Raw genomic sequence first — 24,652 nt, forward strand, 5'->3', positions numbered from 1 at the left:
TAAGGCCTTTTTTTAATTTAATAAGATATTTAGTTCTTTTAAGTTGTTTAAAATACAATTAAATTGCTTTTCATTATCTACTTCTATTTTATGTAAATGTACTCCATCATTTATTGAAGATAATGGTTTTGAAGTTTTCAATTTTGAAATAAAATCGTTAATTTCTTCGATAGTTTCAACATCTATTATTCCAGTGATTTCTCCATAAACTGGATGTTCTATTGTCACGTCTAAAATTTTTCCTCCACATTTTACAATTGTATATAATTCTTTTTCTATTAATTCATTGCTATGTTTAACTGCAATAGATTTTATTAGTTTATTTGATTTATTTATATAGTATCCACGTGAATTAGAACGTATTAAAATTCCTTGAGCTTTTAAAATCGCAATATCTTTTACAATAACTTGGCGAGTTACATTAAATTTTTTTGCAAGAACAGTTCCAGAAATTGGTTTTGTTTTTAAAGATAAGATTTCAATTATTTTTTTTTGCCTTTTTTCTTTATCCAATTAATTCACTTCCTTATTTAATGTTTCTGGTAAAAAGATATAGTTTAAAGTTCCAGTTATAAAAAATAATAATGAAATTCCAATTAATCCAATCATTATATTATTTTTTTCAAGAAAATAAGCAGTATAATAAGGGGCTAAGAAACCAGATAATCTTGTAATTGATCCAGATGTACCATTTGCCGTTCCTCTAAAAGAAGTTGGATATAGTTCTGGAGTATAAGCGTATGTTAATCCCCAAGCTCCCATACAGAATATTGACACTACCATACTATATAATAACACAGTAACATTTGTGTTTGCAAAAGCAAATAAAATAGAAGATATTCCAGTTCCAAATGTAAATAAAAGTATACTTTTTCTTCTTCCTATTTTTTCAATTAAAAAAGCAGCTAATAAATAACCAGGTAATTGAGCTAAGTACATATAAAATAAATACCAATCTGTTTTAATAATACTTATACCTTTTTGGGCTAATATTCCTTTAAACCATATAAAAACTCCATAGTAACCAAAGCTCATTACAAACCAAAGTAACCATACATTCAATGTTTTTGATAGATATTTTTTCTCAAATAAATTTTTAATGGAAGATTTTGTAGATTTAGGAAAAATTATTTTTTCATTAAGAGTATATTTAAATAATTTTTCAAATTTTTTATTTTTATTTTTTAATAAAAGATATTTAGGTGATTCTGGTAAATATAAAATTATAAGAAACGGAATTAATCCTATTGAAAGAAACATATAATCATATTTCCATCCAAAATTTCTTCCAATAATAATATGAAATAATGCAATCATTATACTTCCCAAAGCCCAGCTTGATTCCAACAATACTAAGTATTTACCTCTTATTGAAGTGTTTAAAAATTCTGTAAGATAAGTGTTTAATGCTGGTAATAATCCGCCAAAGCCAAAACCAGATATAATTCTAAAAATAATAAATAATGTAGGATTTGATGAAAATCCTGTTAAAACAGAAAAAGTACTTGCAATAATGAGAAATAGTAAAGAGGCATTTTTTCTTCCTATAAAATCTGATATTAATCCTGCTATTAATGCACCTAAAAACATACCAATAAATGTAGATGAAGATAAGGTTGTTGCAAATACTCTTGAAAGATGCCATTCATTCATTATCATTTTTTGTGTAAAAGGTAAAACCATTATTCCAGATGCTACAAAAGCCCAGCCAAGTGCTGTTATGAATAACATGAATTTTCTTTGATTTTTGGATATTATCTTTTCAATAAGTGCATCTAAAGTCATTTTTAACCCTCCTTTTTATGTATATACAGTAGCATTGTAACAAAAAAATGTTAATTTTAAATTAAATATTTAAAGTAAATTCTTTCAAGAAAAATGCTAATATAGAAATGTGTGATATAATATTGTATATAATGTTTGGAGGTATTTATGAGAAATTTTAATGAAGAAGCTAGAATAATAATAAAAAATTACCCTTATTATCATGAAAATAGAGATCCATATGTTGTGCTTGTTTCAACTGTATTATCTCAGAGAACGACAGATGAAAATAAAGATTTAGCAACTAATAAAATTTTTAAAAAATATAAAAATGTTTTTGAAATTTCAAATTTAATTCCAGAAGATTTATATGAACTTGTCAAACCAGCGGGTATGTATAAACAAAAAAGTGAAAGAATAATAAAACTTTCAAAAATAATAGTAGAAAAATATAATGGAAAAGTACCAAATACAATTGAATCTTTAATAGAGTTACCAGGAGTTGGAAGAAAAACTGCAAATGTTGTTTTATATGTAGCTTTTGATATACCAGCTTTAGCTGTTGACACACATGTTCATAGAATAGCAAATAGATTGAAATGGATTAATACAAAAAAACCAGAGGAATCAGAATTTGAACTTATGAAAATATTAAAAAAAGAATTATGGGGTCCAATTAACGGATCAATGGTGTCTTTTGGTAAACAAACATGTAAGCCAATAAATACAAAATGCTTGGAGTGTCCTTTAAAAAATATTTGTCCAAGTAATAAATATTAAAAAATTATAATTTTTATGGTATAATCGTATTAAGAACAAATCTAACCCGTGAGGAGGGATAACATGGGAGATATGGATGTTTATTTGAGTGTATTTTTAGAAGAAGCAAGAGAAAATATTCAAAATTTAAATGATGCGCTTATGGCAATTGAAAATGATCCTGAAGATGCCGAGAGAATAAATGAAATTTTTAGAATTATGCATACCCTTAAAGGTATGGCTGGTACATTAGGTTTTAATGAATTAGCAAAACTTTGTCATACTATGGAAAACACATTAGACAAAGTAAGAAATAATCAAATGAAAATAAATGAAGTTTTAATTGATTTGTTGTTTAAAGGTTTAGATACATTAGAAGAGTCATTAGACAATATTTCTGAAGGTGGAAATGGTCATACTGATTCTGTTAGTGATTTAACTAAATCATTTAACGATTTATTAGAAGGAAAATCACCAAGTGTATCTGAAAAGGTTGTAGCTGAAGAAAATAAAGAAGAAAACAAAGAAGAAAGTAATAATGAGAAAGAGGGAGAATTTTATTCTTTAGAGTTGGATGATATAACTAAAGATGCCTTAAAAGATGTTTATAATAAAGCAATAGAAAAAGATTTAAATTTTTTCTATGTTAGAATAAAATTAGAAGAAGGAATACAACTAAAATTAGCTCGTGCTTATATGATTTTTCATAAATTTGAAGAATTAGGATGTGAAATAGTTTTTTCAAATCCTTCGACTGAAGATATTGAAAATGAAAAATTTGATTTAATTCTTGAATTTGGTGTTGTTGTAAAAGCAGGAAGAGAAGAGTTAGCAGGAGCTATAAAGAGTATTTCAGAAATAGAATCAATATTAGTTGATAACTTTACTATTGAAACAATTAATGGAAAAGAAGAAGTTGAAGAAGAAAATAAAGAACCAAAAAATGTACCTGTTTCTAAAAAATCAGAAACTAAGCCAAAGAAAAAAATAATGACTTCGCAATCTATAAGGGTTAATATAACTAAATTAGATGATTTAATGAATTTAATGGCAGAGCTTGTTATATCTAAAAGTAGAATTGCTGAAACTATGAAAAAATATACAATAAAAGAAATAGATGAAAGTTTATCACAACTTTCTAGAATAACGCTGAATTTACAAAGTATAGTTATGAATATAAGAATGGTTCCTATTGCATTTGTTTTTAATCGTTTTCCAAGACTTGTAAGAGATATAGCTAAAGATTTGAAAAAAGAAATAAACTTTATTATGGAAGGTGAAGAAACAGAATTAGATAGAACTGTTGTTGATGAAATAGGAGATCCATTAGTTCATTTAATTAGAAATTCACTTGACCATGGAATAGAAATGCCAGAAGAAAGAATAAAAAAAGGAAAATCAAAAGTAGGAACTATAAATCTTTCGGCAAGGCATGAAGGAAATAATGTTATTATAGAAATAAAAGATGATGGGAAGGGTTTAGATAGAGAAAAAATATTAAAGAAAGCAATTGAAAAAGGATTAGTTGATGCAGATTCTGCTCATAATATAAAAGATGATGAAGTATATAATTTAATATTTTTACCTGGTTTTTCAACAATGGATAAAGCAACAGAACTTTCTGGAAGAGGAGTTGGAATGGATGTTGTTAAATCCACAATTGAAGGTGCTAAGGGTACTGTTTTAATAGATTCTGTTAAAGATAAAGGTACTACAATTACAATAGTACTTCCGTTAACGCTTGCTATTATTACAGCTTTAAAAGTTATGATAAATGGATATGTATATGCAATTCCAATTGCAAATATTGATACAACACAAAAAGTCACAGATGGAGAACTTAGAATAGTTCAAGATAGAGAAGTATTTTTACTTAGAGGTGAAGTTATACCAATAGTTAGAATGAGAAAAGTATTTAATTTAACTTCTGAACATAAAACAGAAGATGAAAATGTTGTTATAATAGAAACTGGAAATAAAAAATATGGTGTTATAGTAGATAAGTTATTGGGTCAAGATGATATAGTAATTAAATCATTAGGTTCATTGCTTTCAGATGTTAAAGAATTTAGCGGAGGCGCTATACTTGGAGACGGAAGAATTGCATTAATACTTGATGTTGCATCATTATTTTAATTAAAATAAACCTTAGGAGGTGTTTTCTTAAATGGGTAAATCAATTCTTATTACGGATGATGCTGCTTTTATGAGAATGATTTTAAAAGATATTGTGACAAAAGGTGGATATGAAGTAGTTGGAGAAGCTTCAAATGGTCAAGAATCTGTTGAAAAATATAAAGAATTAAGTCCAGATTTTGTAACTATGGATATTACAATGCCAGTAATGGATGGTATTCAAGCAATAAAAGAAATAAAATCTGTAGATCCTAATGCTAAAATAATAGTATGTAGCGCTATGGGGCAACAAGCTATGGTTATTGAAGCAATACAGGCTGGAGCAAAAGATTTTATTGTTAAACCATTTCAACCTAATAGAGTTATTGAAGCTCTTCAAAAAATAGAGCAGGGATAATAAATGTTTGAATATGCAACAAATACTTCTACCTCCACCACAAATATTGGTGGAGGAAGTTTGCTATTTTCTGGAGTGTTTTCAGTTATTTTTTTAACATTTATTTTAATAATATTTATTATACTTTATTTTTTTTTGATTAAGCACATGCGTGGAGGTAAAAAAAATAATAGTATAGGAATATTGAAAAAATATTATATAGACAATAATTTTTATATTGGAATTTTAAAAATATTTAATGAATATTATATGGTGTTATTTGGAAATTCATCTTCTGAAATAATAAAAAAAATGAGTTTTGAAGAAGTTAATGAAATAATTGGTGATGGCCAGAAATTTTTTAATACTTTTACAAATTTTTTAAGTAAGGAGAAAGATAAAGGTGAATAAGAAAAAACTTCTGGCAACTTTATTTTTTATTTTTTTATCTATAGTAAGCTATACTGAAGACGTTATACCTGGAATTTCGATAAATATTAATCAAAATAACACAGGGACTTTGACGCCTACTTTGTTGATTATATTAATTATATCGGTTTTGTCAATTGCACCTGGTTTGTTAATGATGCTCACTTCTTTTACGAGAATAGTTATAGTAATGGGATTTTTAAGGCAAGCTATTGGAACAAGGCAAGCACCACCAAATCAGGTTTTAGTTTCAATAGCATTATTATTAACTATAATGATAATGTATCCAACTTTTAATAATGTTTATGAAAAGGCAATAGTACCATATAATAATGGCACTATTGGTTATGAGAAGGCTTTTGAAAATACTTGGACAGAGTTTAAAACATTTATGTTAAGAGAAATAACTTATCATAAAAATCAAGATGATATATATATGTTAGCTTCATCTCTTAAGGTTAAAATAAAAGATATAAAAGATACTCCTTTTCAAATATTAGTTCCAGCTTTTGCTTTAAGTGAACTTGAAATAGCATTTAAAATGGGAATATTAATTTATCTTCCTTTTATAATTGTTGATATGGTTGTTGCAAGTGTTTTACTTTCTATGGGGATGATGATGATACCTCCAATATTAATTTCTTTACCATTTAAATTGTTGTTATTTGTTATAATAAATGGTTGGGATTTATTAATGGGAAGTTTAATAAATAGTTTTGCTGGAGGTTAATAAATGACAGAAGAGGTTATAGTAGAAATTTTTACTAATGGAATAAGCATATTTTTATCTATAATAACTCCAATTTTGTTAATAAGTTTAGCAGTTGGACTCATAATAAGTATTTTTCAAGCAGTTACTCAAATTCATGAGCAAACTTTAGTTTTTGCTCCTAAGATAATAATTACTTTTTTAGCAGTTTTATTTTTATTTGGTTGGATGATGCAAAAACTAGGAGATTTTGCTTATGAACTTTTTACAAAATACTTAGGAATGATATAAATGGAATTTTTAAATGTAAAACTTTGGGTATTCTTTTTTGTTTTTATAAGATTACTTGGAGTTACTTTATTTATTCCATATTTTTCTATGAACTTAGTTCCAAAACCAGTAAAAATATTTATTTTAATATTTTTAAGTTATATAGTAGCTATAGGATTAAATGATACATTTCCAATTGATGGGAATTTTTTAATGATAGTTTATTTATTTATTGTTAATTTTTTGGTTGGGATGATAATAGGAATTATAATGCACATTATTTTTTATGCTGTGGAGTTGGCTGGACAATTTTTTGGAATACAAATGGGTTTTGCACTGGCAAATGTTCTTGATCCTATGTATAATACCCAAGTATCAATAATGTCTGAATTAGGATTTTTATTATCTACTTTTGTATTTTTTATTTTCAAAGGGCATATTTGGCTTTATATGTTAACTATTGAAATGTTTAAAAAAATTCCAAGCGTTTTTATATTTAATGGAAAAGATTTAGGAATATTTGTTTCTAAAATATCAGAAGTTTTTGTTATGGGTGTACAATTATCTCTTCCTGTAACGGCTTTTATGATTTTTACAACTTTATCACTTGGAATTGTAAATAGATTAATACCTCAATTAAATGCATTCATTGTTGGAATGCCTTTAAAAATAATAGTTGGATTTTTAATTTTTATGGCGGTGATTCAAGTATGGCAAGAATATTTTACAAAAACATTTTTCGAACTGTATCACTGGCTAGAAAAAACACTTATAATAGTTGTAAAATAAAAATAAATTTACAACTTTTTGCTGATCCAGATAAAACAGAGCAACCAACGCCAAGAAAGTTACAAAAAGCAAGAGAAGAAGGAAATATTCCTCAATCAAAAGAGTTTAATATGGCAGTTACATTTTTAAGTTTATCTGCTTTATTATTAATTTTTAGTGGTACAATAGCTACAGATTTATCAAATATTTTAAGAGATTATTTGAGTTTAAATGTTGATAAGGTAGATATAAATATATTGAGTTATGGATTATTAAAACATACGGATTTATGGGTAAAAGTAATGATGTTTTTTGTTGTTGCTGCTTTAATATCATTGCTTTTGGGTATGATACAAACTCAATTTTTATTTACATTTAAATCTTTGAAGTTTGATCTTTCAAAAATTGATCCCATAAAAGGTTTTAAAAATTTATTTTCTTTAAAGTCATTTATGGAATTTTTAAAAAATCTAATTAAAATAATAATTGCAGGTTATTTTGGATATTCAATTTATATTGAAAAACAACCTTATATATCAAAATTAGCCTCGGTTCCTGTTTTGGAAGGAGTTAGATTTATTTCAAATATGATTATTGAAGTTTTATTTAAGATGGGATTAGCCTTATTGATATTGAGTTTATTTGATTTTTGGTTTCAAAGATTTGATTATAAAAGAAATTTAAAGATGTCAAAAAAAGAAATTAAAGATGAATCAAAAGATATTGAAGGTAATCCAGAAATAAAGAAAAAACAAAGAGAATTTATGATGAAAATAGTTATGTCAAGAATGATGCAGCAAGTACCTTCATCCGATGTAATTATTACTAATCCAACTCATTATGCTGTTGCAATAAAATATGATGCTGAAAAAATGTCAGCACCAAAGGTGGTAGCAAAAGGAGTAGATGAAGTTGCGTTTAGAATAAGAGATATTGCATCTGAAAATTATATTCCAATAGTTCAAAAACCCCCTTTAGCAAGAGAGCTTTACGCAACTACGGAAATTAATGAAGAAATTCCTGATAATTTATACAAAGCTGTTGCTGAAGTTTTGGCATATGTGTATAATCAAACGAAGTAGGTGTAAATATGAATTTAAAAAATATTGATACATTTGTTTCAGTACTAATTGTAGGATTAGTTGTTTTAATGGTTATTCCTATACCAACTTATTTGTTAGATTTTTTACAATTTTTAAATTTATCGATTTCAATATTAATACTTTTATCAACTCTTTATATTAAAAGAGCTTTAGATATCTCTTCTTTTCCTTCATTGTTACTTGTTACAACTTTGTTTAGACTTTCTCTCAATATTTCTTCAACAAGACTTATATTATTAAATGGTAAGAATTTTAGCGGTAAAGTTGTAAGAGCATTTGGAGACTTTGTTGTTGGAGGAAACTATGTTGTTGGTATAGTAATATTTTTAATTTTAGTTTTGATACAATTTTTGGTAATTACAAAGGGATCAGAAAGAATATCTGAAGTTGCTGCAAGATTTACTCTTGATGCTATGCCGGGAAAACAAATGAGTATAGATGCTGATTTGTCTTCTGGTATAATTGGAGAAGAAGAAGCAAAAATAAAAAGAGAAGATGTTAGACGTGAAGCAGATTTTTATGGAGCTATGGATGGAGCTTCAAAGTTTGTAAGGGGTGATGCAATAGCTGGGTTGATAATAACAATAATAAATATATTAGGTGGTTTATTAATTGGAATGTTTCAACAAGGATTGCCAGCTTCAGAAGCTTTTAGTACTTATACTCTATTAACAGTTGGAGATGGATTGGTTTCACAATTACCGGCTCTTTTAATTTCAACATCTGCTGGTATGATAGTATCACGTTCTGCTTCAAAAGAAAACTTTGGAACAGATGTTATTGCACAATTAACTGCTGATAAAAAGGTTAATATTTTAATGGGAGCAATGGTTCTTTCAATTGGAATATTTACGCCGTTACCAGCAATGCCTGCCTTAATAATTGGTGGTGGAATAATATTATTATCATACTTAGAATTGAGAAATGAAAAAAAAGAATTATCTTATCAAACGGGTGGTGGAATATATACACCATCTGAAGAAAAAGTAGAAGAGCAAGTTTCAACTAAAGGAAGAATTTCTCCTCCTTTAACCACTCCCGAAGAAGTATCGGAAATAATTCAAAATGATACTATTGAAATAGATATAGGTTATGGGCTTATAGCACTTGCTGATCCATCACAGGGTGGAGATTTATTAGATAGAATTACTATTGTTAGAAAACAAATTGCTTATGAACTTGGAATAGTTATCTCTCCAGTAAGAATAAGAGATAGTGTTTTATTGAGTTCTAATGAGTATATTATAAAATTAAAGGGTGTTGAAATAGGAAGATTTGAATTAATGCCAGAAAGATTATTGGCTATAAATTCTGGAATGGCATCTGAAGCAATTGCTGGTGTTCAAACACAAGAACCTTCATTTGGTTTGAATGCGTATTGGATTGATGAAACATTAAAAGATGAAGCAATTACAAAAGGATATACTGTTGTTGATTCTCCAAGTGTTTTTGCAACACATCTTTCTGAAATGATTAAGAAGTATGCACATGAGATAGTTGGAGTAAAGGAACTTGAGATATTAATAGATGGATTAAGAGTTAAAAATGCAACTATAGTAGATACGTTAATACCAACTTTATTAAAAATTCATGAATTAAAGGCTGTAATTGAAGGTTTATTATTTGAAAAAATTTCTATTAGAAATATGCCAGTTATATTTGAATATTTAGTAGAAGCTGCAGATAAATATGGAAAAGATAATGAAAAATTAATAGAACATGTTAGAATAGGAATAGGTAGACAAATTTGCGAAGGGTTAAAATCATCAGATGGTCAATTACACGTAATTGCATTAGATGCATCTGTAGAGAGAAAAATACTAGATTCAATAATTGATGGTGAAGAAGGGCGATATTTAGGTCTTGAACCTGAATACATGAATATATTAATTGAAAAAATATCTAAGGCTTTAGAAGAAATAATGATGAAAGGTTATAGCCCTACACTTATATGTTCAAAAAGTATAAGATTTTTACTTTCAAATGTAGTATTAAGGTATGTTCAAAATGTAAGTATAATAGCTTATGAAGAAGTTCCAGGAGATATTGCATTGAGTGTTGAAGGTGTTTTAACAATTTAAGGAGGTATAAAAAAGTTGAAGGTAAAAAAATATGTTGTAGAAAATATATCTGAAGCAATGGAAAAAATCCGAACTGAATTTGGAGACGATGCTTATATATTAAATACAAAAAAAATAAAAAAAGGTGGATTTTTAGGTTTAGGGGGTAAAAAATATTTAGAAGTAACTGTATTAAGTGAAGAAGAAAAAAAACTTCCTAAGCAAAATAATACACCTTCATTTGAAAATGAAGAAAAACTTTATTCATTAAAAGGTATTGTAGAAAGAAATAAAAGATTAGATAAGAGAATTGCAAAAGAAAGAAAACAAGAAATACCAACAAATACAGCTTCATATGGAAATCAATTAATGGAACTTATAAAGGAACAGAGAAAAGTTTCTATGACAATTGATAAAGATGCAAAAGAATATTATGATAATAAACAAATAAAAAAAGACGAATTTCAACATTTTATTAAAAATTCTGATAATAAAATAATAGAAAAAAAATCAAAATTAGAAACTAAAAAAATAGAAACTAAAAGTGAAATAAGTGAATTAAAAAATATGATACAGAGTTTAAGTAAAAAGATAAATGGAAAAAATGATTATTACCAAGAATTTTTTAGAACTTTGAAATTTAATGATATTTCTGAAAAATTAGCAGAAGAAATATGCAATGAAGTTGAAGATATTAACTTTGATGAAAATTGGAAAAATAATAAGTTATTGAAAGAAAAAGTTCAAAAAAAATTATTGGAAAATTTAAAAATAAAAAATATACCTTTAAAAGGAAGAATAATACTAATAGGTCCTACTGGAGTTGGAAAGACAACTACTTTAGCTAAGCTTGCGGCTATTATGAAAAAAGAAGGGAAAAAAGTTGCAATAATAACTATTGATACATATAGAATTGCAGCAGCTGATCAATTAAAAATTTATGCTGATATAATGGGTATTCCAGCATATGTATGCTATACTCCTGAAGACTTAAAAATAACTTTAGAGTCTTTAAATATGTTCGATACAGTTTTAATTGATACAGCTGGTAGAAGTCATAAGAATTCTTTACAGTTAAACGAGTTAAAGGTTTTTATAGATACTATAAATCCTGAATATAGAATGTTAGTGGCTTCTGCTAATATGAGAACTAGTGATTTAATAAATATGTATGAAAGTTTTTCTCCAAGCAATCCGGATTCAATAATAATAACTAAAATTGATGAGACATCATACTTTGGACAAATGTTTTCTATAATTAATCATTCAAATTTACCTATAAGTTTTATAACAAATGGGCAAAAAGTTCCAGATGATATATTAATTCCTGATATCAATTATCTTGTTAATAAGCTAATTGAGGGGGTATTTAAATGAGTAATAAATTAAATGAAGATCAAGCAACAGAGCTGAGAAAACAATTTGAAAATGTTGATACTAAAATAATAGCAATTACTGGCGGAAAAGGTGGAGTCGGTAAGTCTTTGTTTTCTGTAAATATTTCTACAGAATTAGCTAAGAGAGGTAAAAAAGTATTATTATTCGATTCTGATGCTGGCTTTGCAAATGCATCAATATTATTTGGTAAAACAATAAAAAATACATTTGGCGATTATATTAGTGGAAAAATAACTTTAAATGAGTGTATTCAAAGTTCAAAATATGGAGTAAATGTAATTACAACTGGTTTTGATTTTAAAGATTGGAAAATGTTTCAAAATGGATTTGACGAAATGATGATGGAAGAATTAATGACTTTATCAAATGGCCATGATTATGTAATTATAGATATAGGAGCTGGATATTCAGAAAAATTAAAACAATTTTATAAATTTTCAGATAAAATATATTTAATAACAGTTCCAGAACCTACTGCTATAGTAAATGCATATACTTTAATAAAAGCTTTATCTTATTTAGATGTTCAAGGAGAATTAGATATAATAATAAATCAAATTAGAACTGAATCAGAAATAAAAACTGTAGAAGATGTTTTAAAAAAGACAGTAAAAAATTTTTTAGGAAAAGAAATAAGCAATTTTTATTATGTAATGTATGAGAAAAATATTAGAGAAAGTATAAAGAGGCAAATACCTTATATAGTTTATAAAAGTAATTCTAAAATGGGAGAGATAATATCTAATATAGTTGATGATATATTGAATATTAATATTAAAAATAAAAAAATTAATTTTAAAAGGAAACTTAAAAATTTATTTGGAATAGGCGGAATTTAATATGGAAAAAGATTTTATCTTTATTGTGTTGAAATTAGCTTTACATAGAGGTAATTTTATAGATATTAAGAGTAAAACCGAAGAGATAAAAACAAAAATAGTTGAATTTAAGAATAATAAATTAACTGTTATAAAAAAAAGTTTGGATGTAAAAATAGATGAAATAATAAATATAGAAATTTTTTATAATGGGTTATTTAAATTGATAGGAAAATGTGTTAAAGTTACCGATGATTATATAACTTTTAATATAGAAAATGATTTTCAATATATAACAAAGAGAAGAAATTTTAGAATACCAATATTTTTGCCTGTAATAATAAATGAAAAATATAAAGGAGTTTTGGTTGATTTTAATGGTAAAAATATTATTAGCATTACTTTATTTTCAAATTTGATAAATAAATCAGAAAAAATAAATATTAAATTTTTAAATATAAATGGTATAATTATGATAGGGGAAATAATTTTAAAAAGAGATGAAATATTTAATCTTGAAAGAATAGTAGTAAAATTAGATGAAAAAGAAAGTAGTAGTACAATAGAAATTTTTCAAAAAGTCTTTTCTAATTATTTATAAATATGGAGGATATAATGGCCGATTTTATAGAAAAAGTTTATGCTAAATCAAATATAGCTCCTAATTTACCTGCAGAGCTAGATATAAATGAGGAATTTTTTAAAGGAAAATATAAAACAATAATACATGATTATAATTCTTTAAATAATACAGCAGATATAGGTTATCCAATTTATAAAGGTGCTTATATAAAAATACCAATGAATGTAAATATGAAAGTAAGAATTTTTTCTAAAACTTCTGTTTTTTTATTTAAAAGTAAGGTAATTGGAAAAGGTGAAGAGGGAAATATAAAATTTTTGACTATAACAGTGCCCTCAATAATCTTTAAAGTTCAAAGAAGACAATTTGTAAGAATTCCTATAATACTTGAAGGAAATTTTTTTATAAAAAAAGAGTATGATGAACTTGAAATTCCTCCAAAATATAAATTTGTTACAAAAGATTTTAGTGCTGGTGGAATTTCAATGGTATCAAAGAAAAAATTAAATTCAGGAGAAGAAATATTAATAAATTTAAGATTAAATGAAAAAATAAATATTGAAAATTTTGAAGCAAGAATAATAAGAGAAATTGGAACTACTGATTTTGGTGAAACAATTTATGGAGTAAAGTTTTTAAATGTAGATTCTATGTTAGAAAAAGATTTTGTAAAGTTTATTTTTAGATATGAAATAGAGGCTTCTAAAAAAAATAAAAAAATTTAAGGAGGAATAAAATAATGTCAATATATGATCGAATAGATAAAGTAAGATTGGATGCTTTAAAAGAAATGGGAAATATAGGTGCGGGAAATTCAGCAACATCAATTTCTATGATGATAGATAAAAAAGTTGATATAAATGTTCCAGAAGTAAAGGTTTTATCTCTTTCAGATTTATGGAAAGTATTTAAAGATCCAGAAGAAATTGTTGCTGGTTCAATGATAGGCGTGGGTGGAGATCTTGATGGAGCAATACTATTTTTAATGGGAACAGATTCTATAAAAAATATGTTGGAAATGATGATGCTTCCAAAACCAGAAGATCTAACACAACTCGATGAAATAACAAGATCTGCAATAGGAGAAATGGGAAATATAATGTGTAGTTCTTATGTTGTTGCACTATCTAATTTTACGGGATTAAACATACACTCTCTTCCTCCAAATGTTGTTGTGGATATGATTACTGCCATAATTTCTGAAGTTTCTCTTTTAACAACTGAAGGAGACGATTATATAATATTAATAGAAACCGATATAACTCTTGAAGATATATCTAAAAATATACCAGGATATATAATTTATATACCAGATCAAGCCAGTCTAAAAAAAGTTCTTTCCAAAATAGGGTTGGGGATAGATGATGAGTAAAAAAATAATAGGTATTGGAGAATACGCTAGTGTTAAAGGAGAAGAAGTTATAGTTACACTTGGTCTTGGATCATGTGTAGGTGTTTGTATAAGAGATAAGACTAAGAAGGTTGGTGGAATGGTACATGTGATGCTTCCAGATAGTGGAGGTAAACCTTCACCAAAACCAGGAAAGTATGCTGATACTGGGATAGATTTGGTATTAGATGAAATGAAAAAAAATGGTAGTTCATTAACTACTTTAGAAGCTAAAATAGCTGGTGGTGCTTCTATGTTTGGAAATACAAGTAAAACTATGGATATTGGAAAAAGGAATGCTTTAGCAGTTAAAGCAAAGCTAAAAGAAAAAGGAATAAGAATTATAGCTGAAGATACTGGAGGAAATAGAGCAAGAAGTATAGAGTATAATCCGTCAAATGGAGAACTTTTAATAAAAAAAGTTGGTGGAGGCGAAAAAGTAGAACTATATAAAATATAATGGGTGATTAGTTATGAAATATAAAATGAATACAGATCAAGTTGTAAAAAATTTTTTACCCAAAATAAAAATGATAGCTTTGAATTTAATAAGTGGTCTTCCTGCAAGTGTTGAAATAGACGATTTAATACAAGAAGGAGTTATAGGACTCTTACAGGCGTATGGACGATATGATGCTCATAATGAAAGTGGAGCACAATTTTATACGTATGCAATGAGAAGAATTAGAGGAGCTATGTTTGATTATTTGAGAAAAATAGATTGGTTACCAAAGGAAATAAGACATTTAATAAAAGGTTATGAAACATTAATTTCAACATCTGAGGAATTTTTAACAGATAAGGAAATAAAAGAAAAATTAAAAATAAATCAAAAGGAACTAAATAAGATAAAGTTATTTTTAAGAAAAAGTCAAATTTTAAAACTCGATTATTATCTTACAGAAGATTCAGATGAATATATGTTTGATGGAACAAGTGAGGAATATGATCCGGAAATAATAGCTTACAAATCTATTTTAAAAGATAAATTAAAGGAAAAAATTGAAAATTTAAAAGAAAAAGAAAAGTTACTTCTTTCCCTTTATTATGAAAAAGGATTGACATTTAAAGAAATAGGAGAAATTATGAATGTTAGCGAATCTAGAATTTCTCAAATTCATTCAAAGTTATTAATAATCCTTAGAAAACAATTAAAAGAGGGTGAATAAGATGCCATTACATGATTTACAAGTTCTTTTAACAAAAGAAGTTGACGTAGCAAATCAAGTACAGGCTATAAACTCTTCTACAAGTTCTGCAAAAATGGTTGAATTAGTTAAGCAAGTTCAACAATTTGAAAGAAATATGAAAATGGTAAAAGATGGAGAAAAGTCAGAAAATAATATTATAGATGATCAAAAACAGAAGCAATCTAAACAAAATAAAAAAGAATTTAATAAAAAAGAAAATAATTTAAAAGAAAATGAAAAAGAGGTTATAGATGAATATAGAGGTCATATTATAGATTTACACCTTTAATTTTTAAAAGGGGGTATAAAATGATTGGTTATTTTTCAATATATAGATCTGACGATGAAAAATATGCAGGTGGAATACTTTCAATGAATGAGAAAGGTTTACCTGTATCTTTTAAATATACTACACCAATAAAACCCAATAAGATACAAAAAATAATATATGGAAAAAATTTAAAAAGTTATTTAGCCTCAGAAATAATAGGAAAACAATTAATAAATATTGTAAAAGATTTAGATATGATATTTGTAAATGATACAGAAATTCTTGATTTTATACAAACTGATAAATTAATGGTACATTTAAATCTTACTTATGAACCTTTAGAGGAGTATTTAAAAGAAAAAGAAGGTTGTATTTCTTCAGGTGAAAATAGATCTATAAAATTAACTTTTTCAAAGGAACCGGGAGAAGAACTTTTTAAAAAAATATCAGAATTAAATGAATTTTTTGATTTATTTGAACCTTTTCAAAGATTAAATGAGGCGTTGAAATATATATGCTCTTCGGAAGAAAAATAATATTAAATGATTATGATATAGACTTTTATTATAAAATAAAGAATGATAAATTTAATAATATGAAAATTGCGGACATAAAAGAAAGTAGTCCGCAATTTGTTTTAGTTGATTTTTGTGAAAAAATAGAACCTAAAATTATTTCAAACAAGTTTAAAAGTTTTGTTGATTTTGAAATAAAAGAATTAAATTCAAATTTAGAAATAAAAATACTTGAATTAAATAATTTTGAAAATATATTAAATAACATTGAAAAAATGAAAACAGTAATAAAAGAAGAAAAATTTAAATTTGATTTTGAAGTATTAGAAATACAAAAATTGCATACTAAAATAAAAGAAGAAAATAAAATAAATATAAAAATAAAAGAAAAAAAATTAGAAAAAAAAATAATAAAAAAACCAGTAAAAAAATTAAAGAAGAATATTTCAAAAGAATATATCTTACAATTATTAAAAGAACTATTAAAAGAGGAAAATGTTTCTATACATGACATGGCTTTTTTAGCTTTTTACAGGGAAGTTCCTTATGGAAAGATTAAATATGAATGGAATGATAAAAATTTGAATTGTTATTTATTAGAAAATAATATAATCTATTTAGACGCTGTTGTTTTTATTAATAAAAATAATAATGAAAAGTATCTTAAGTTCATCAGGAGGTAACTTTGTTTAATATTAAAAATTTAATAAATAAAATAGATAAAAATAAAAATAATGTGATTATTATACCAGAATATTCAAAATTTGAAGTTGAAGATGAAGTTTTGTATTATCCTGATTCTGATATTTTTCCATTTGAAGAATTTGATATTTCTTCAGAAATAAAATCAAAGAGATTAAAAACTTTGTATGAATTAAAAAATAAAAAAAACAATATAATAATAACAACATTACATGCTATAACAAGGTATACAATACCATTAAAGCATTATTATATAAAAAGGATAGAGAATAATTTTGAAGACATATTATATGAATTAGGATATACATATAAAAACGAAGTTAGAGAGTTTGGAGAATATTCTAAAAGAGGATTTATAAGGGATATTTTTTTACCAATATCAAATAATCCAATAAGAATTGAATTGTTTGATAATGATATTGAAAGAATAAATCTTTTTGATAGTTTTACACAAAAGTCTATTAAGAATGTTAGTTATTTTGATTTAATTCCAGGTTCAGAAGTGTATAGATTTAAAGAAAATATAGAACTTGTAGAAAATAGAATCAATAGAATTCAAAAAAATTTAAAAACGGATGATGAGGTATCAATTGAAGCCCTTTATTCTATTCCGGGAATTTTTCATAAAGATAAAAATACATTGTTTTCATATTTAGAAAATAACACAGATTTTTATTTAATTAATAAAAAAGATATTTTAAAAAGTTTTTCTGAAAAAGAAAAAGAAAATATAGAAGTATGCGATACAAATTTGAAAAAAGCAATATACAAAGAATTTTCTGGGATATCTATAGATTTTTTAAAAGACTTGAAGTATAAAGAATACAAAGTGAATTTTAAAAATAATGTAATTTTAAAAAAAGAAAAAGTAAAGTATGATATGGAAGAAATTCCATTAATAGATTGGGAAGATTTGAAAGAAAATGATTATGTTGTGCACTCTGATTATGGAATAGGATTGTATAAAGGAATAAAAACTAAGGAAACAATTTTAGGGATAAGAGAGTATATAATAGTTGAATACTCTAATAGTTCAAGAGTGTTTGTACCAGTAGAACGTTTAGATAAACTTTCAAAATTTATTGGGGATACAAGTAAAATAAAGATTTCAAATCTTTCTGGAAAAAGATGGCAATCTAAAAAGAAAAAAGTAGAAAAAAATATAAGAGAAAAATTAAATGAGTTAAAAGAAATATATGCTAAAAGAGAAAATAGCAAAGGAATATCTTTAATTGGAGATAAAGAACTTGAAGAAAAATTTGTAAATACTTTTTCACATATTGAAACTGCAGATCAAATAAGGAGTATAAATGAAGTAAAAAAAGATTTAGAAAGTTTAAAACCAATGGATAGATTATTAGTTGGAGATGCTGGATTTGGTAAAACTGAAATTGCTATGAGAGCTGCATTTAAAGCAGTAGTATCAAATTATCAAACTTTATTGTTAGCTCCAACTACTATACTGGCTAAACAGCATTATCAAACATTTAAGGAAAGAATGGATCCATTTGGAGTTAATATAGAGTTAATTACAAGATATAAAACTATTTCTGAAAAAGAAAATTTGTATAAAAAAATAAAAAATGGAAATGTAGATATAATAATAGGAACACATTCATTATTTTCAAAAAAAATAGATGTGAAAAATTTAGGTCTTGTCATAATAGATGAAGAACAAAAATTTGGTGTTTTACAAAAAGAAAAATTTAAAAAAATACAAATAGGAGTTAATATTCTAATGATGAGTGCAACTCCAATTCCAAGAACTATGTATAAATCAATGAGCGGACTTCAAGAAATTTCAACTATTTCAACTCCACCGTTTGGAAGAATTCCAATACAAACTTATGTTGGCTTATACTCTAAAAAAATAGTTAGAAAAGCACTTTTAAGAGAAAAATCAAGAAGTGGGCAAAGTATATTTATACACAATAGAGTTCAAGATATTGAAAATATATACAGTGAATTAAAAAGTATTGTTCCTGAATTGAAAGTAAAATATGTACATGGAAGAATGAAAAAATCTAAGTTTATAGATATAATAAATGATTTTTATAGTAATAAAATAGATGTGCTATTAGCAACAACTATAATAGAAAATGGAATTGATGTACCAAATGCCAATACTTTAATAGTTGATGATTCTTTTAGATATGGTATTTCACAGCTTTATCAAATAAAAGGAAGAGTAGGAAGAACTAATAAAAGAGCATTTGCTTATTTTATGTATAGAAATCAATTATTAAATGAAGATTCAAAAAAAAGATTAGAATCAATAAAGAGATTCAATGAACCAGGAAGTGGATTAAAGCTTGCGTTAAGAGATTTAGAAATAAGAGGATATGGAGATCTTTTAGGATTAGAACAGAAAGGTCATATAAATACTATAGGTTTGCATTTATATAAAAATATTTTAGAAAAAATAATGTTGGAAGAAAAAGTTACAGATGATGAAAAGATTAATTTAGAGTTTACAGATATTATAGGTATAAAAGGAAATATGATAATACCTGAAAATTATATAAACAATTCAATTGAAAGAATGAGAATATATAGAAGAATTTCAATTTGTAAATCAGAAAATGAAGTTATATCAATAAAAAATGAAATAGAAGACAGATTTGGAAGATTACCAAAAGAAATAAAAACCTTATTTGATTACGCAATAGTTAGAGTTAAAGCAACAAAATTAAAAATAGAAAAAATTGAAATAGGTAATGGATATATTTTATTCAAATATAATAAAGGTGCGATTCCTAAAATAGAAAATTTTTTAAAACATTCAAAATCTAAATTTCATAGTAAAACAAATGAAATTATATGTTACGGAACAGATGATGAAATAAAATTTCTTAACAAAGTATTGAGGTGAAAGATGATATATGATACAATAGCTGCAATTTCAACTCCAAATGGAACAGGAGCGTTGAGTATTATAAGAGTTTCAGGAAAAGATATTATAAAAATTATAGATAAAATTTTAAAAAAGAAAAATTTTGAATCGAAAAAAATGTATTATGGCTGGATATATGATAATGATGAAAAAGTTGATGAGGTTACATGGGTTTATCATAAATCTCCAAATTCATATACTGGTGAAGAGATGCTTGAAATTTTTGGGCATGGTGGAAAATTAATAACCTATAAAGTTTATAAAACAATTTTAAAAAATGGAGCAAGACCAGCTGTTGAAGGAGAGTTTAGTAAAAGAGCTGTTTTAAATGGAAAGATGGATTTAATAAAAGCAGAATCAATAAATGATGTTATACATGCAAATACAGAATATGCTTTAAAAGCTTCTTTTAAACAATTATCAGAAAATCTTTCAAAAAAAATTAATAATATTAAAGAAAAATTATTAAATGTGGCAGCAAGAATAGAAGTTGAAATGGATTATCCAGATGATTTTGAAGAAGATAATTATGATTTAGAAAAAAAATTAATAAGTATAAAAGAAGATTCTGAAAAAATATTGAAAAATTCAGATAATGGTATAATAGCTGTTCAAGGATTAAAAGTTACAATAGTTGGAAAGCCAAACTCTGGTAAAAGTACACTTTTAAATGCATTATTAAAGAAAGATAGAGCAATAGTTACGGATATACCGGGAACTACAAGAGATACTATAGAAGAAAGTTTAAATATCAAAGGTATATATTTAAAAATTATTGACACTGCTGGTATACGTGAAACTAAAGATATTGTTGAAAAGATAGGTGTGGAAAAATCAAAAAAATCTATTGATGAATCAGATTTAATTTTGTTTGTAGTTGATGGAACAAATAAAATTTCGAAAGAAGATAAAGAAATTTATGAATATATACAAAAAAAGAATAAAAAAAGAATAATTTTGATAAATAAAAAAGATGATGTTAACTTTAAAGAAGATTTATTAAATAAATTTAATAAGGAAATAGTTTTAAAAATATCAGCAAAAAATCAAAATGTTTCTGAACTAGAAGATAAAATATATGAAATGTATTATAAAGATTTAGATATAAAAGATCCAACATTAATAACTGAAAGGCAAAAATATACTTTTGAAGAAGCCCTAGAAAATATAAATTCTGCAATAAAAGGTATATCACAAGAAATACCAAATGATATAATTATGTATGATATTAAAAATTCTATAAAAAAGATAATGGAACTTACTGGAGAAGATTATACAGAAGAATTATTGAATAAAATGTTTAGTAATTTTTGTGTTGGAAAATAAAATTGGAGGGATTAGAGTTGAATATAATTATACCTATAATACTTGGACTTATTCCATTAACGCAATTTTTTGTAAAAGGTTGGTTGTTTTTTGGTGTATCATTAATAACTTTTATAATTGGTTATAATTTATTTAAAAGAAGTAGCAGTAAAGAATTTTTATCGTATAGTATTTCAATATTATTATCTCAAACAATTTGTACATTATTTAATATTTCTAATACAGCAATTTTTGTATACCTTTTAATAACAGCAATATTATTTTTTATAGGATCTTTAGATTTAAAAATTGTAGACAATTTAAAAAATTTTCTTAAAGAGAATAAAGTCAATCTAAAAGAATGGGAGTTTGAAATGTGTTACTTTGGATATGGACAAGTTCAAGCAAAAGAAGATATAGAACATTTTGAATCTGCAGTAATAGGAATTGGAAAAGAAGGTATAGCTTTTAATGTGAAAATGGCTAAAAATAATGAATTTAAAAAATTTATTAAATATAACGAAATTAATGATTATGGAATGTATAAAAAGCAAAAAAAACAAGATTATTATGGATACGCTCCAAAAATAAGGGATATGTTTTTACCTTCTAAAGATATAACAACTTTACATAAACCATATTTAGATACATATATATTGACTATACAAACAGGAGAAGAAATCTATAGTTTTTATGAAAATGTAAAAATCATTGAAAATTTGGTAAAAATTATAGAAGAAAATATAAATGGGGGAAATGTATGAAAAAAACATTAAAAATAAGTAAGTTTGAAATAAAAAAAATATTTAGAAATCGTGGAATATTTTTATTAATGATTATTTTTCCAATAATAGTTGCATACCTTGGTGCTGAATTTTATCCTGAAAAACTTGTACAAAATTACAAGGTTGCAGTATATAACGAAGATAATTCATTTCTTGGAAGATTTGGATTTTTATTTTTAAAACAATTCTTTAAATGGGAAAATGCTAAAGAAATAAAAAATAAAACACAATTAAAAGAAGTTATAAGAGAAAAAGAATTTGATTCTATTTTAGTAATCCCAAAAGGTTTTATGGGTAATTTAAAAGATTATAAAGAAACAAAGTTATATTTGATACCAAATCCAGATAAACTTCAAGATAGTATGGCAATTTATACGGTGTTTAATGCTTTATTTAAAGAACTTTCAGGTATTCCAGATATTGCAGGTGGATCTACAACAGAGTTTTTATTAAAAGGTGGAATAACAGTAGATAAAAATAGAAAAAAACCTAAACTTGAAGTTTTAGTACCAGATTTGAATGATGGAACAACTAAGAAAACTAATTCAATTGATTTGGGATTTCAAGAAATTTTTGCACCAACAATTTCAGTTATAATGGTATTATTATTTTCTATGATAGGTGTTGGAAATTCAATTGCTCATACAAAAGAAAGTGGATTATTCGATATATATAGGGCAAATGGATTAAAAACGTATCAATTTATAGGCATAAAATTTAATGCATATCTTGTGTTGGGTATTGTTGCGAGTTTTATATCTTGGTATATGTATAGATTATTTGGAGTGGCTTCTCAAGGAAATGAATTTTATGTTATATTAATAATATTATCAACAGTATTTGCTTTTACAGCATTTGGTATATTGATTTCATCTTTTGTAAAAAATGAAAGATCAGCAGCTTTTTTATTAACGGTAACAACAGGAGCAATGATTGTTTTTGGTGATGTTTTATTGCCCATACCATCATCAAGTATAGTTAAAAATGTTTCATATGCTTTTCCAATAAAATATGCAGTAGATGCTTGGAGAAAAGTTTCTATACTTGGATTAGGAATGAAAGACATAAAATTAGAACTTTTGATATTAATTTTATTTGGAATAATTTCTCTTATTATAAGTAATTATGTTATAGGAATTGTAGAAAAGAAATGAAAAAAAAGAGTTTGGCAGTTTCTATATCATTTGAAATTGCTTTATCTGCAACTATATTCTTATTTATAATAATATTAATTTCTAAAGATTGGTGGGAAATGATATATCTACCAATTATTTATATTTTCTTTAAAATTTTAGTTTATTTTAGTGTTGAAAAAAAATTATATAGTATAATAAACAGGGCAACGTCTAAAAAATATGGAAGAATTTATAGTGGTATTTTTAGGGAGTTAGAAGAATTAATAGGTGGATATAAAACTATTATAGATAGAGAAAGAAATGATTTTAAAGATTATTATAGTAGATTCAATACAATTTTTAATAATATAAATTTTGGAATACTTTTTATAAATAATGAAATGAGAGTTGAAAGTATAAATAAAAAATTTAATGAATTATTTCATTTTATAAATGTTAAACCAGGTATGTTATTCTTTGATATTTTAAAACAATCAAACATAAAATTTCCTTTAATAACAGGTAGATATGAAGTGTATTCTAAAAAAATGAGAAAGAATTTTAATGTTAGTGTTAATAAAAAAGAAGATTATATAATTATAATTTTTGATGACATAACAGATATAAAAAAAATGAAAAAAAGTCTTGAACTATCTAAAAATTTTTCAAGAATGGGAGAAATAATAGGAGATATTTCTCATGGATTAAAAACGCCTGTTGCAAGAGTTAAAATGGCATATCAAATGTATTCAATGTTTAAAGACAAAGAAAGTTTTGAAACTTTGGGAAAAGAAATAGATAATTTAAACACGTTCACCAAAAGTACAATAGAATTATTTAAAGAAGAGAATATTAAAATGAAATTAGAAGAAATAGATTTAGAAAGTTTTATTAAAGTTATAGAAAGAGAATATAAAAAAAATTATTCAAATATATGTTTTGAATTTGTAACGAAAGAAAAAATTTTAAAAGTAAATAAGACTTTGTTTTCTTCATTTTTAAAAAATCTCATTCAAAATTCTATTGATTCAATACATGAAAAATATATTATAAAAAATTTTAATCCTAAAATAAAAATACTTATAAAAAAGAAAAAAGACAAAATTAAAATATTATTTTATGATAATGGAAAAGGAATGGATAAATATACAATAGAAAATTATTTAAAACCATATTATACAACTAAAAAAAATGGAAGTGGTATGGGAAGTATATTTATTGAAAAGTTTATTGTAATGTATAATGGTAATATTGAAATAAAAAGCATTGTAGAAAAAATGACTTTGATAAAAGTCGAAATTAATGGGTGAAAA

26 protein-coding genes are annotated in these 24,652 nt (G+C 25.0%); 24 read left to right on the forward strand and 2 right to left on the reverse strand.

Annotated elements, in window-relative coordinates; genetic code table 11:
• Positions 1 to 12 precede the first annotated feature (12 nt).
• Positions 13 to 513: a transcription repressor NadR gene (locus IGS63_RS07310; protein WP_190613736.1), complete on the reverse strand. Its 501-nt coding sequence runs from the start codon at positions 511 to 513 to the stop codon at positions 13 to 15.
• A complete protein-coding gene (locus tag IGS63_RS07315) occupies positions 514 to 1,785 on the reverse strand; it encodes an MFS transporter (protein ID WP_190613738.1) in 1,272 nt (423 codons plus the stop codon). It lies immediately after the preceding gene.
• Between the two features lie 147 nt (positions 1,786 to 1,932).
• Between IGS63_RS07315 and IGS63_RS07320 the strand changes: the two genes are divergently transcribed.
• The 24 genes from IGS63_RS07320 (at position 1,933) to IGS63_RS07435 (ending at position 24,649) form a co-directional block, all read left to right on the forward strand.
• A complete protein-coding gene (locus IGS63_RS07320; RefSeq protein WP_190613739.1) occupies positions 1,933 to 2,544 on the forward strand; it encodes an endonuclease III domain-containing protein in 612 nt (203 codons plus the stop codon).
• Positions 2,545 to 2,607: 63 nt separating this feature from the next.
• Entirely contained in the window at positions 2,608 to 4,659 is a 2,052-nt protein-coding gene (locus IGS63_RS07325; protein WP_190613741.1) for a chemotaxis protein CheA, read from the forward strand.
• Between the two features lie 31 nt (positions 4,660 to 4,690).
• Positions 4,691 to 5,056 carry a response regulator gene (locus IGS63_RS07330; RefSeq protein WP_190613743.1) on the forward strand — a complete coding sequence of 122 codons (366 nt, stop codon included), beginning with the start codon at positions 4,691 to 4,693 and terminating at the stop codon, positions 5,054 to 5,056.
• Positions 5,057 to 5,059: 3 nt separating this feature from the next.
• On the forward strand, positions 5,060 to 5,446 hold the full coding sequence (locus IGS63_RS07335) for a hypothetical protein (RefSeq protein WP_190613744.1): 387 nt from the start codon (positions 5,060 to 5,062) through the stop codon (positions 5,444 to 5,446).
• The gene (gene fliP / locus IGS63_RS07340) at positions 5,439 to 6,194 is read left to right on the forward strand and encodes a flagellar type III secretion system pore protein FliP (RefSeq protein WP_232521167.1); all 756 of its coding nucleotides are present in this window, start codon (positions 5,439 to 5,441) and stop codon (positions 6,192 to 6,194) included. The genes IGS63_RS07335 and fliP overlap by 8 nt, the downstream gene beginning before the upstream one ends.
• A 3-nt stretch (positions 6,195 to 6,197) precedes the next feature.
• Positions 6,198 to 6,464 carry a flagellar biosynthesis protein FliQ gene (fliQ, locus tag IGS63_RS07345; RefSeq protein ID WP_190613745.1) on the forward strand — a complete coding sequence of 89 codons (267 nt, stop codon included), beginning with the start codon at positions 6,198 to 6,200 and terminating at the stop codon, positions 6,462 to 6,464.
• Positions 6,465 to 7,232: a flagellar biosynthetic protein FliR gene (gene fliR / locus IGS63_RS07350; protein WP_190613746.1), complete on the forward strand. Its 768-nt coding sequence runs from the start codon at positions 6,465 to 6,467 to the stop codon at positions 7,230 to 7,232.
• On the forward strand, positions 7,154 to 8,293 hold the full coding sequence (gene flhB, locus IGS63_RS07355; protein WP_190613748.1) for a flagellar biosynthesis protein FlhB: 1,140 nt from the start codon (positions 7,154 to 7,156) through the stop codon (positions 8,291 to 8,293). Before fliR ends, flhB begins: the two co-directional genes overlap by 79 nt.
• An 8-nt stretch (positions 8,294 to 8,301) precedes the next feature.
• On the forward strand, positions 8,302 to 10,395 hold the full coding sequence (gene flhA / locus IGS63_RS07360) for a flagellar biosynthesis protein FlhA (RefSeq protein WP_190613750.1): 2,094 nt from the start codon (positions 8,302 to 8,304) through the stop codon (positions 10,393 to 10,395).
• A gap of 15 nt (positions 10,396 to 10,410) precedes the next feature.
• Positions 10,411 to 11,751, forward strand: a complete 1,341-nt coding sequence (gene flhF, locus IGS63_RS07365) for a flagellar biosynthesis GTPase FlhF (RefSeq protein WP_190613751.1) — start codon at positions 10,411 to 10,413, stop codon at positions 11,749 to 11,751.
• Positions 11,748 to 12,611 carry an AAA family ATPase gene (locus tag IGS63_RS07370; protein ID WP_190613753.1) on the forward strand — a complete coding sequence of 288 codons (864 nt, stop codon included), beginning with the start codon at positions 11,748 to 11,750 and terminating at the stop codon, positions 12,609 to 12,611. Before flhF ends, IGS63_RS07370 begins: the two co-directional genes overlap by 4 nt.
• A 1-nt stretch (position 12,612) precedes the next feature.
• Positions 12,613 to 13,191: a hypothetical protein gene (locus IGS63_RS07375; protein WP_190613754.1), complete on the forward strand. Its 579-nt coding sequence runs from the start codon at positions 12,613 to 12,615 to the stop codon at positions 13,189 to 13,191.
• A 14-nt stretch (positions 13,192 to 13,205) separates the two neighbouring features.
• Entirely contained in the window at positions 13,206 to 13,898 is a 693-nt protein-coding gene (locus tag IGS63_RS07380; protein WP_190613756.1) for a flagellar brake protein, read from the forward strand.
• A 14-nt stretch (positions 13,899 to 13,912) separates the two neighbouring features.
• Positions 13,913 to 14,545 carry a CheY-P phosphatase CheC gene (cheC, locus tag IGS63_RS07385; protein ID WP_190613758.1) on the forward strand — a complete coding sequence of 211 codons (633 nt, stop codon included), beginning with the start codon at positions 13,913 to 13,915 and terminating at the stop codon, positions 14,543 to 14,545.
• Positions 14,538 to 15,023, forward strand: coding sequence for a chemoreceptor glutamine deamidase/glutamate methylesterase CheD (gene cheD, locus IGS63_RS07390; protein WP_198423037.1), 486 nt, complete (start codon positions 14,538 to 14,540; stop codon positions 15,021 to 15,023). The genes cheC and cheD overlap by 8 nt, the downstream gene beginning before the upstream one ends.
• A 13-nt stretch (positions 15,024 to 15,036) precedes the next feature.
• Positions 15,037 to 15,732, forward strand: coding sequence for a FliA/WhiG family RNA polymerase sigma factor (locus IGS63_RS07395; protein WP_190613761.1), 696 nt, complete (start codon positions 15,037 to 15,039; stop codon positions 15,730 to 15,732).
• A gap of 1 nt (position 15,733) precedes the next feature.
• Positions 15,734 to 16,042: a hypothetical protein gene (locus tag IGS63_RS07400; protein ID WP_190613763.1), complete on the forward strand. Its 309-nt coding sequence runs from the start codon at positions 15,734 to 15,736 to the stop codon at positions 16,040 to 16,042.
• Positions 16,043 to 16,062: 20 nt separating this feature from the next.
• On the forward strand, positions 16,063 to 16,560 hold the full coding sequence (locus tag IGS63_RS07405) for a hypothetical protein (protein WP_190613765.1): 498 nt from the start codon (positions 16,063 to 16,065) through the stop codon (positions 16,558 to 16,560).
• Entirely contained in the window at positions 16,539 to 17,222 is a 684-nt protein-coding gene (locus IGS63_RS07410) for a hypothetical protein (protein ID WP_190613767.1), read from the forward strand. The genes IGS63_RS07405 and IGS63_RS07410 overlap by 22 nt, the downstream gene beginning before the upstream one ends.
• A gap of 2 nt (positions 17,223 to 17,224) precedes the next feature.
• Positions 17,225 to 20,113, forward strand: coding sequence for a DEAD/DEAH box helicase (locus IGS63_RS07415; protein ID WP_190613770.1), 2,889 nt, complete (start codon positions 17,225 to 17,227; stop codon positions 20,111 to 20,113).
• A 3-nt stretch (positions 20,114 to 20,116) separates the two neighbouring features.
• Positions 20,117 to 21,460 carry a tRNA uridine-5-carboxymethylaminomethyl(34) synthesis GTPase MnmE gene (mnmE, locus tag IGS63_RS07420; RefSeq protein ID WP_190613772.1) on the forward strand — a complete coding sequence of 448 codons (1,344 nt, stop codon included), beginning with the start codon at positions 20,117 to 20,119 and terminating at the stop codon, positions 21,458 to 21,460.
• A gap of 17 nt (positions 21,461 to 21,477) precedes the next feature.
• Positions 21,478 to 22,203, forward strand: coding sequence for a hypothetical protein (locus tag IGS63_RS07425; protein ID WP_190613774.1), 726 nt, complete (start codon positions 21,478 to 21,480; stop codon positions 22,201 to 22,203).
• Positions 22,200 to 23,378, forward strand: a complete 1,179-nt coding sequence (locus IGS63_RS07430) for an ABC transporter permease (RefSeq protein ID WP_190613775.1) — start codon at positions 22,200 to 22,202, stop codon at positions 23,376 to 23,378. Before IGS63_RS07425 ends, IGS63_RS07430 begins: the two co-directional genes overlap by 4 nt.
• Positions 23,375 to 24,649, forward strand: coding sequence for a PAS domain-containing sensor histidine kinase (locus IGS63_RS07435; protein ID WP_190613777.1), 1,275 nt, complete (start codon positions 23,375 to 23,377; stop codon positions 24,647 to 24,649). Before IGS63_RS07430 ends, IGS63_RS07435 begins: the two co-directional genes overlap by 4 nt.
• The last annotated feature ends 3 nt before the right edge of the window (positions 24,650 to 24,652 follow it).

The sequence above is a fragment of the Tepiditoga spiralis genome (assembly GCF_014701195.1).
Taxonomy (GTDB): Bacteria; Thermotogota; Thermotogae; order Petrotogales; family Petrotogaceae; genus Tepiditoga; species Tepiditoga spiralis.

Coding starts and splice junctions, on each gene's coding strand:
- IGS63_RS07370 (WP_190613753.1), top strand. CDS start 11,748: ATGAGTAATAAATTAAATGAAGATCAAGCAACAGAGCTGAGAAAACAA.
- IGS63_RS07335 (WP_190613744.1), top strand. CDS start 5,060: ATGTTTGAATATGCAACAAATACTTCTACCTCCACCACAAATATTGGT.
- cheC (WP_190613758.1), top strand. CDS start 13,913: ATGTCAATATATGATCGAATAGATAAAGTAAGATTGGATGCTTTAAAA.
- IGS63_RS07400 (WP_190613763.1), top strand. CDS start 15,734: ATGCCATTACATGATTTACAAGTTCTTTTAACAAAAGAAGTTGACGTA.
- IGS63_RS07380 (WP_190613756.1), top strand. CDS start 13,206: ATGGCCGATTTTATAGAAAAAGTTTATGCTAAATCAAATATAGCTCCT.
- IGS63_RS07405 (WP_190613765.1), top strand. CDS start 16,063: ATGATTGGTTATTTTTCAATATATAGATCTGACGATGAAAAATATGCA.
- fliQ (WP_190613745.1), top strand. CDS start 6,198: ATGACAGAAGAGGTTATAGTAGAAATTTTTACTAATGGAATAAGCATA.
- IGS63_RS07320 (WP_190613739.1), top strand. CDS start 1,933: ATGAGAAATTTTAATGAAGAAGCTAGAATAATAATAAAAAATTACCCT.
- IGS63_RS07395 (WP_190613761.1), top strand. CDS start 15,037: ATGAAATATAAAATGAATACAGATCAAGTTGTAAAAAATTTTTTACCC.
- fliR (WP_190613746.1), top strand. CDS start 6,465: ATGGAATTTTTAAATGTAAAACTTTGGGTATTCTTTTTTGTTTTTATA.
- IGS63_RS07325 (WP_190613741.1), top strand. CDS start 2,608: ATGGGAGATATGGATGTTTATTTGAGTGTATTTTTAGAAGAAGCAAGA.
- cheD (WP_198423037.1), top strand. CDS start 14,538: ATGAGTAAAAAAATAATAGGTATTGGAGAATACGCTAGTGTTAAAGGA.
- IGS63_RS07410 (WP_190613767.1), top strand. CDS start 16,539: ATGCTCTTCGGAAGAAAAATAATATTAAATGATTATGATATAGACTTT.
- IGS63_RS07330 (WP_190613743.1), top strand. CDS start 4,691: ATGGGTAAATCAATTCTTATTACGGATGATGCTGCTTTTATGAGAATG.
- flhA (WP_190613750.1), top strand. CDS start 8,302: ATGAATTTAAAAAATATTGATACATTTGTTTCAGTACTAATTGTAGGA.
- flhB (WP_190613748.1), top strand. CDS start 7,154: ATGGCAAGAATATTTTACAAAAACATTTTTCGAACTGTATCACTGGCT.
- mnmE (WP_190613772.1), top strand. CDS start 20,117: ATGATATATGATACAATAGCTGCAATTTCAACTCCAAATGGAACAGGA.
- IGS63_RS07435 (WP_190613777.1), top strand. CDS start 23,375: ATGAAAAAAAAGAGTTTGGCAGTTTCTATATCATTTGAAATTGCTTTA.
- IGS63_RS07375 (WP_190613754.1), top strand. CDS start 12,613: ATGGAAAAAGATTTTATCTTTATTGTGTTGAAATTAGCTTTACATAGA.
- IGS63_RS07430 (WP_190613775.1), top strand. CDS start 22,200: ATGAAAAAAACATTAAAAATAAGTAAGTTTGAAATAAAAAAAATATTT.
- IGS63_RS07315 (WP_190613738.1), bottom strand. CDS start 1,785: ATGACTTTAGATGCACTTATTGAAAAGATAATATCCAAAAATCAAAGA.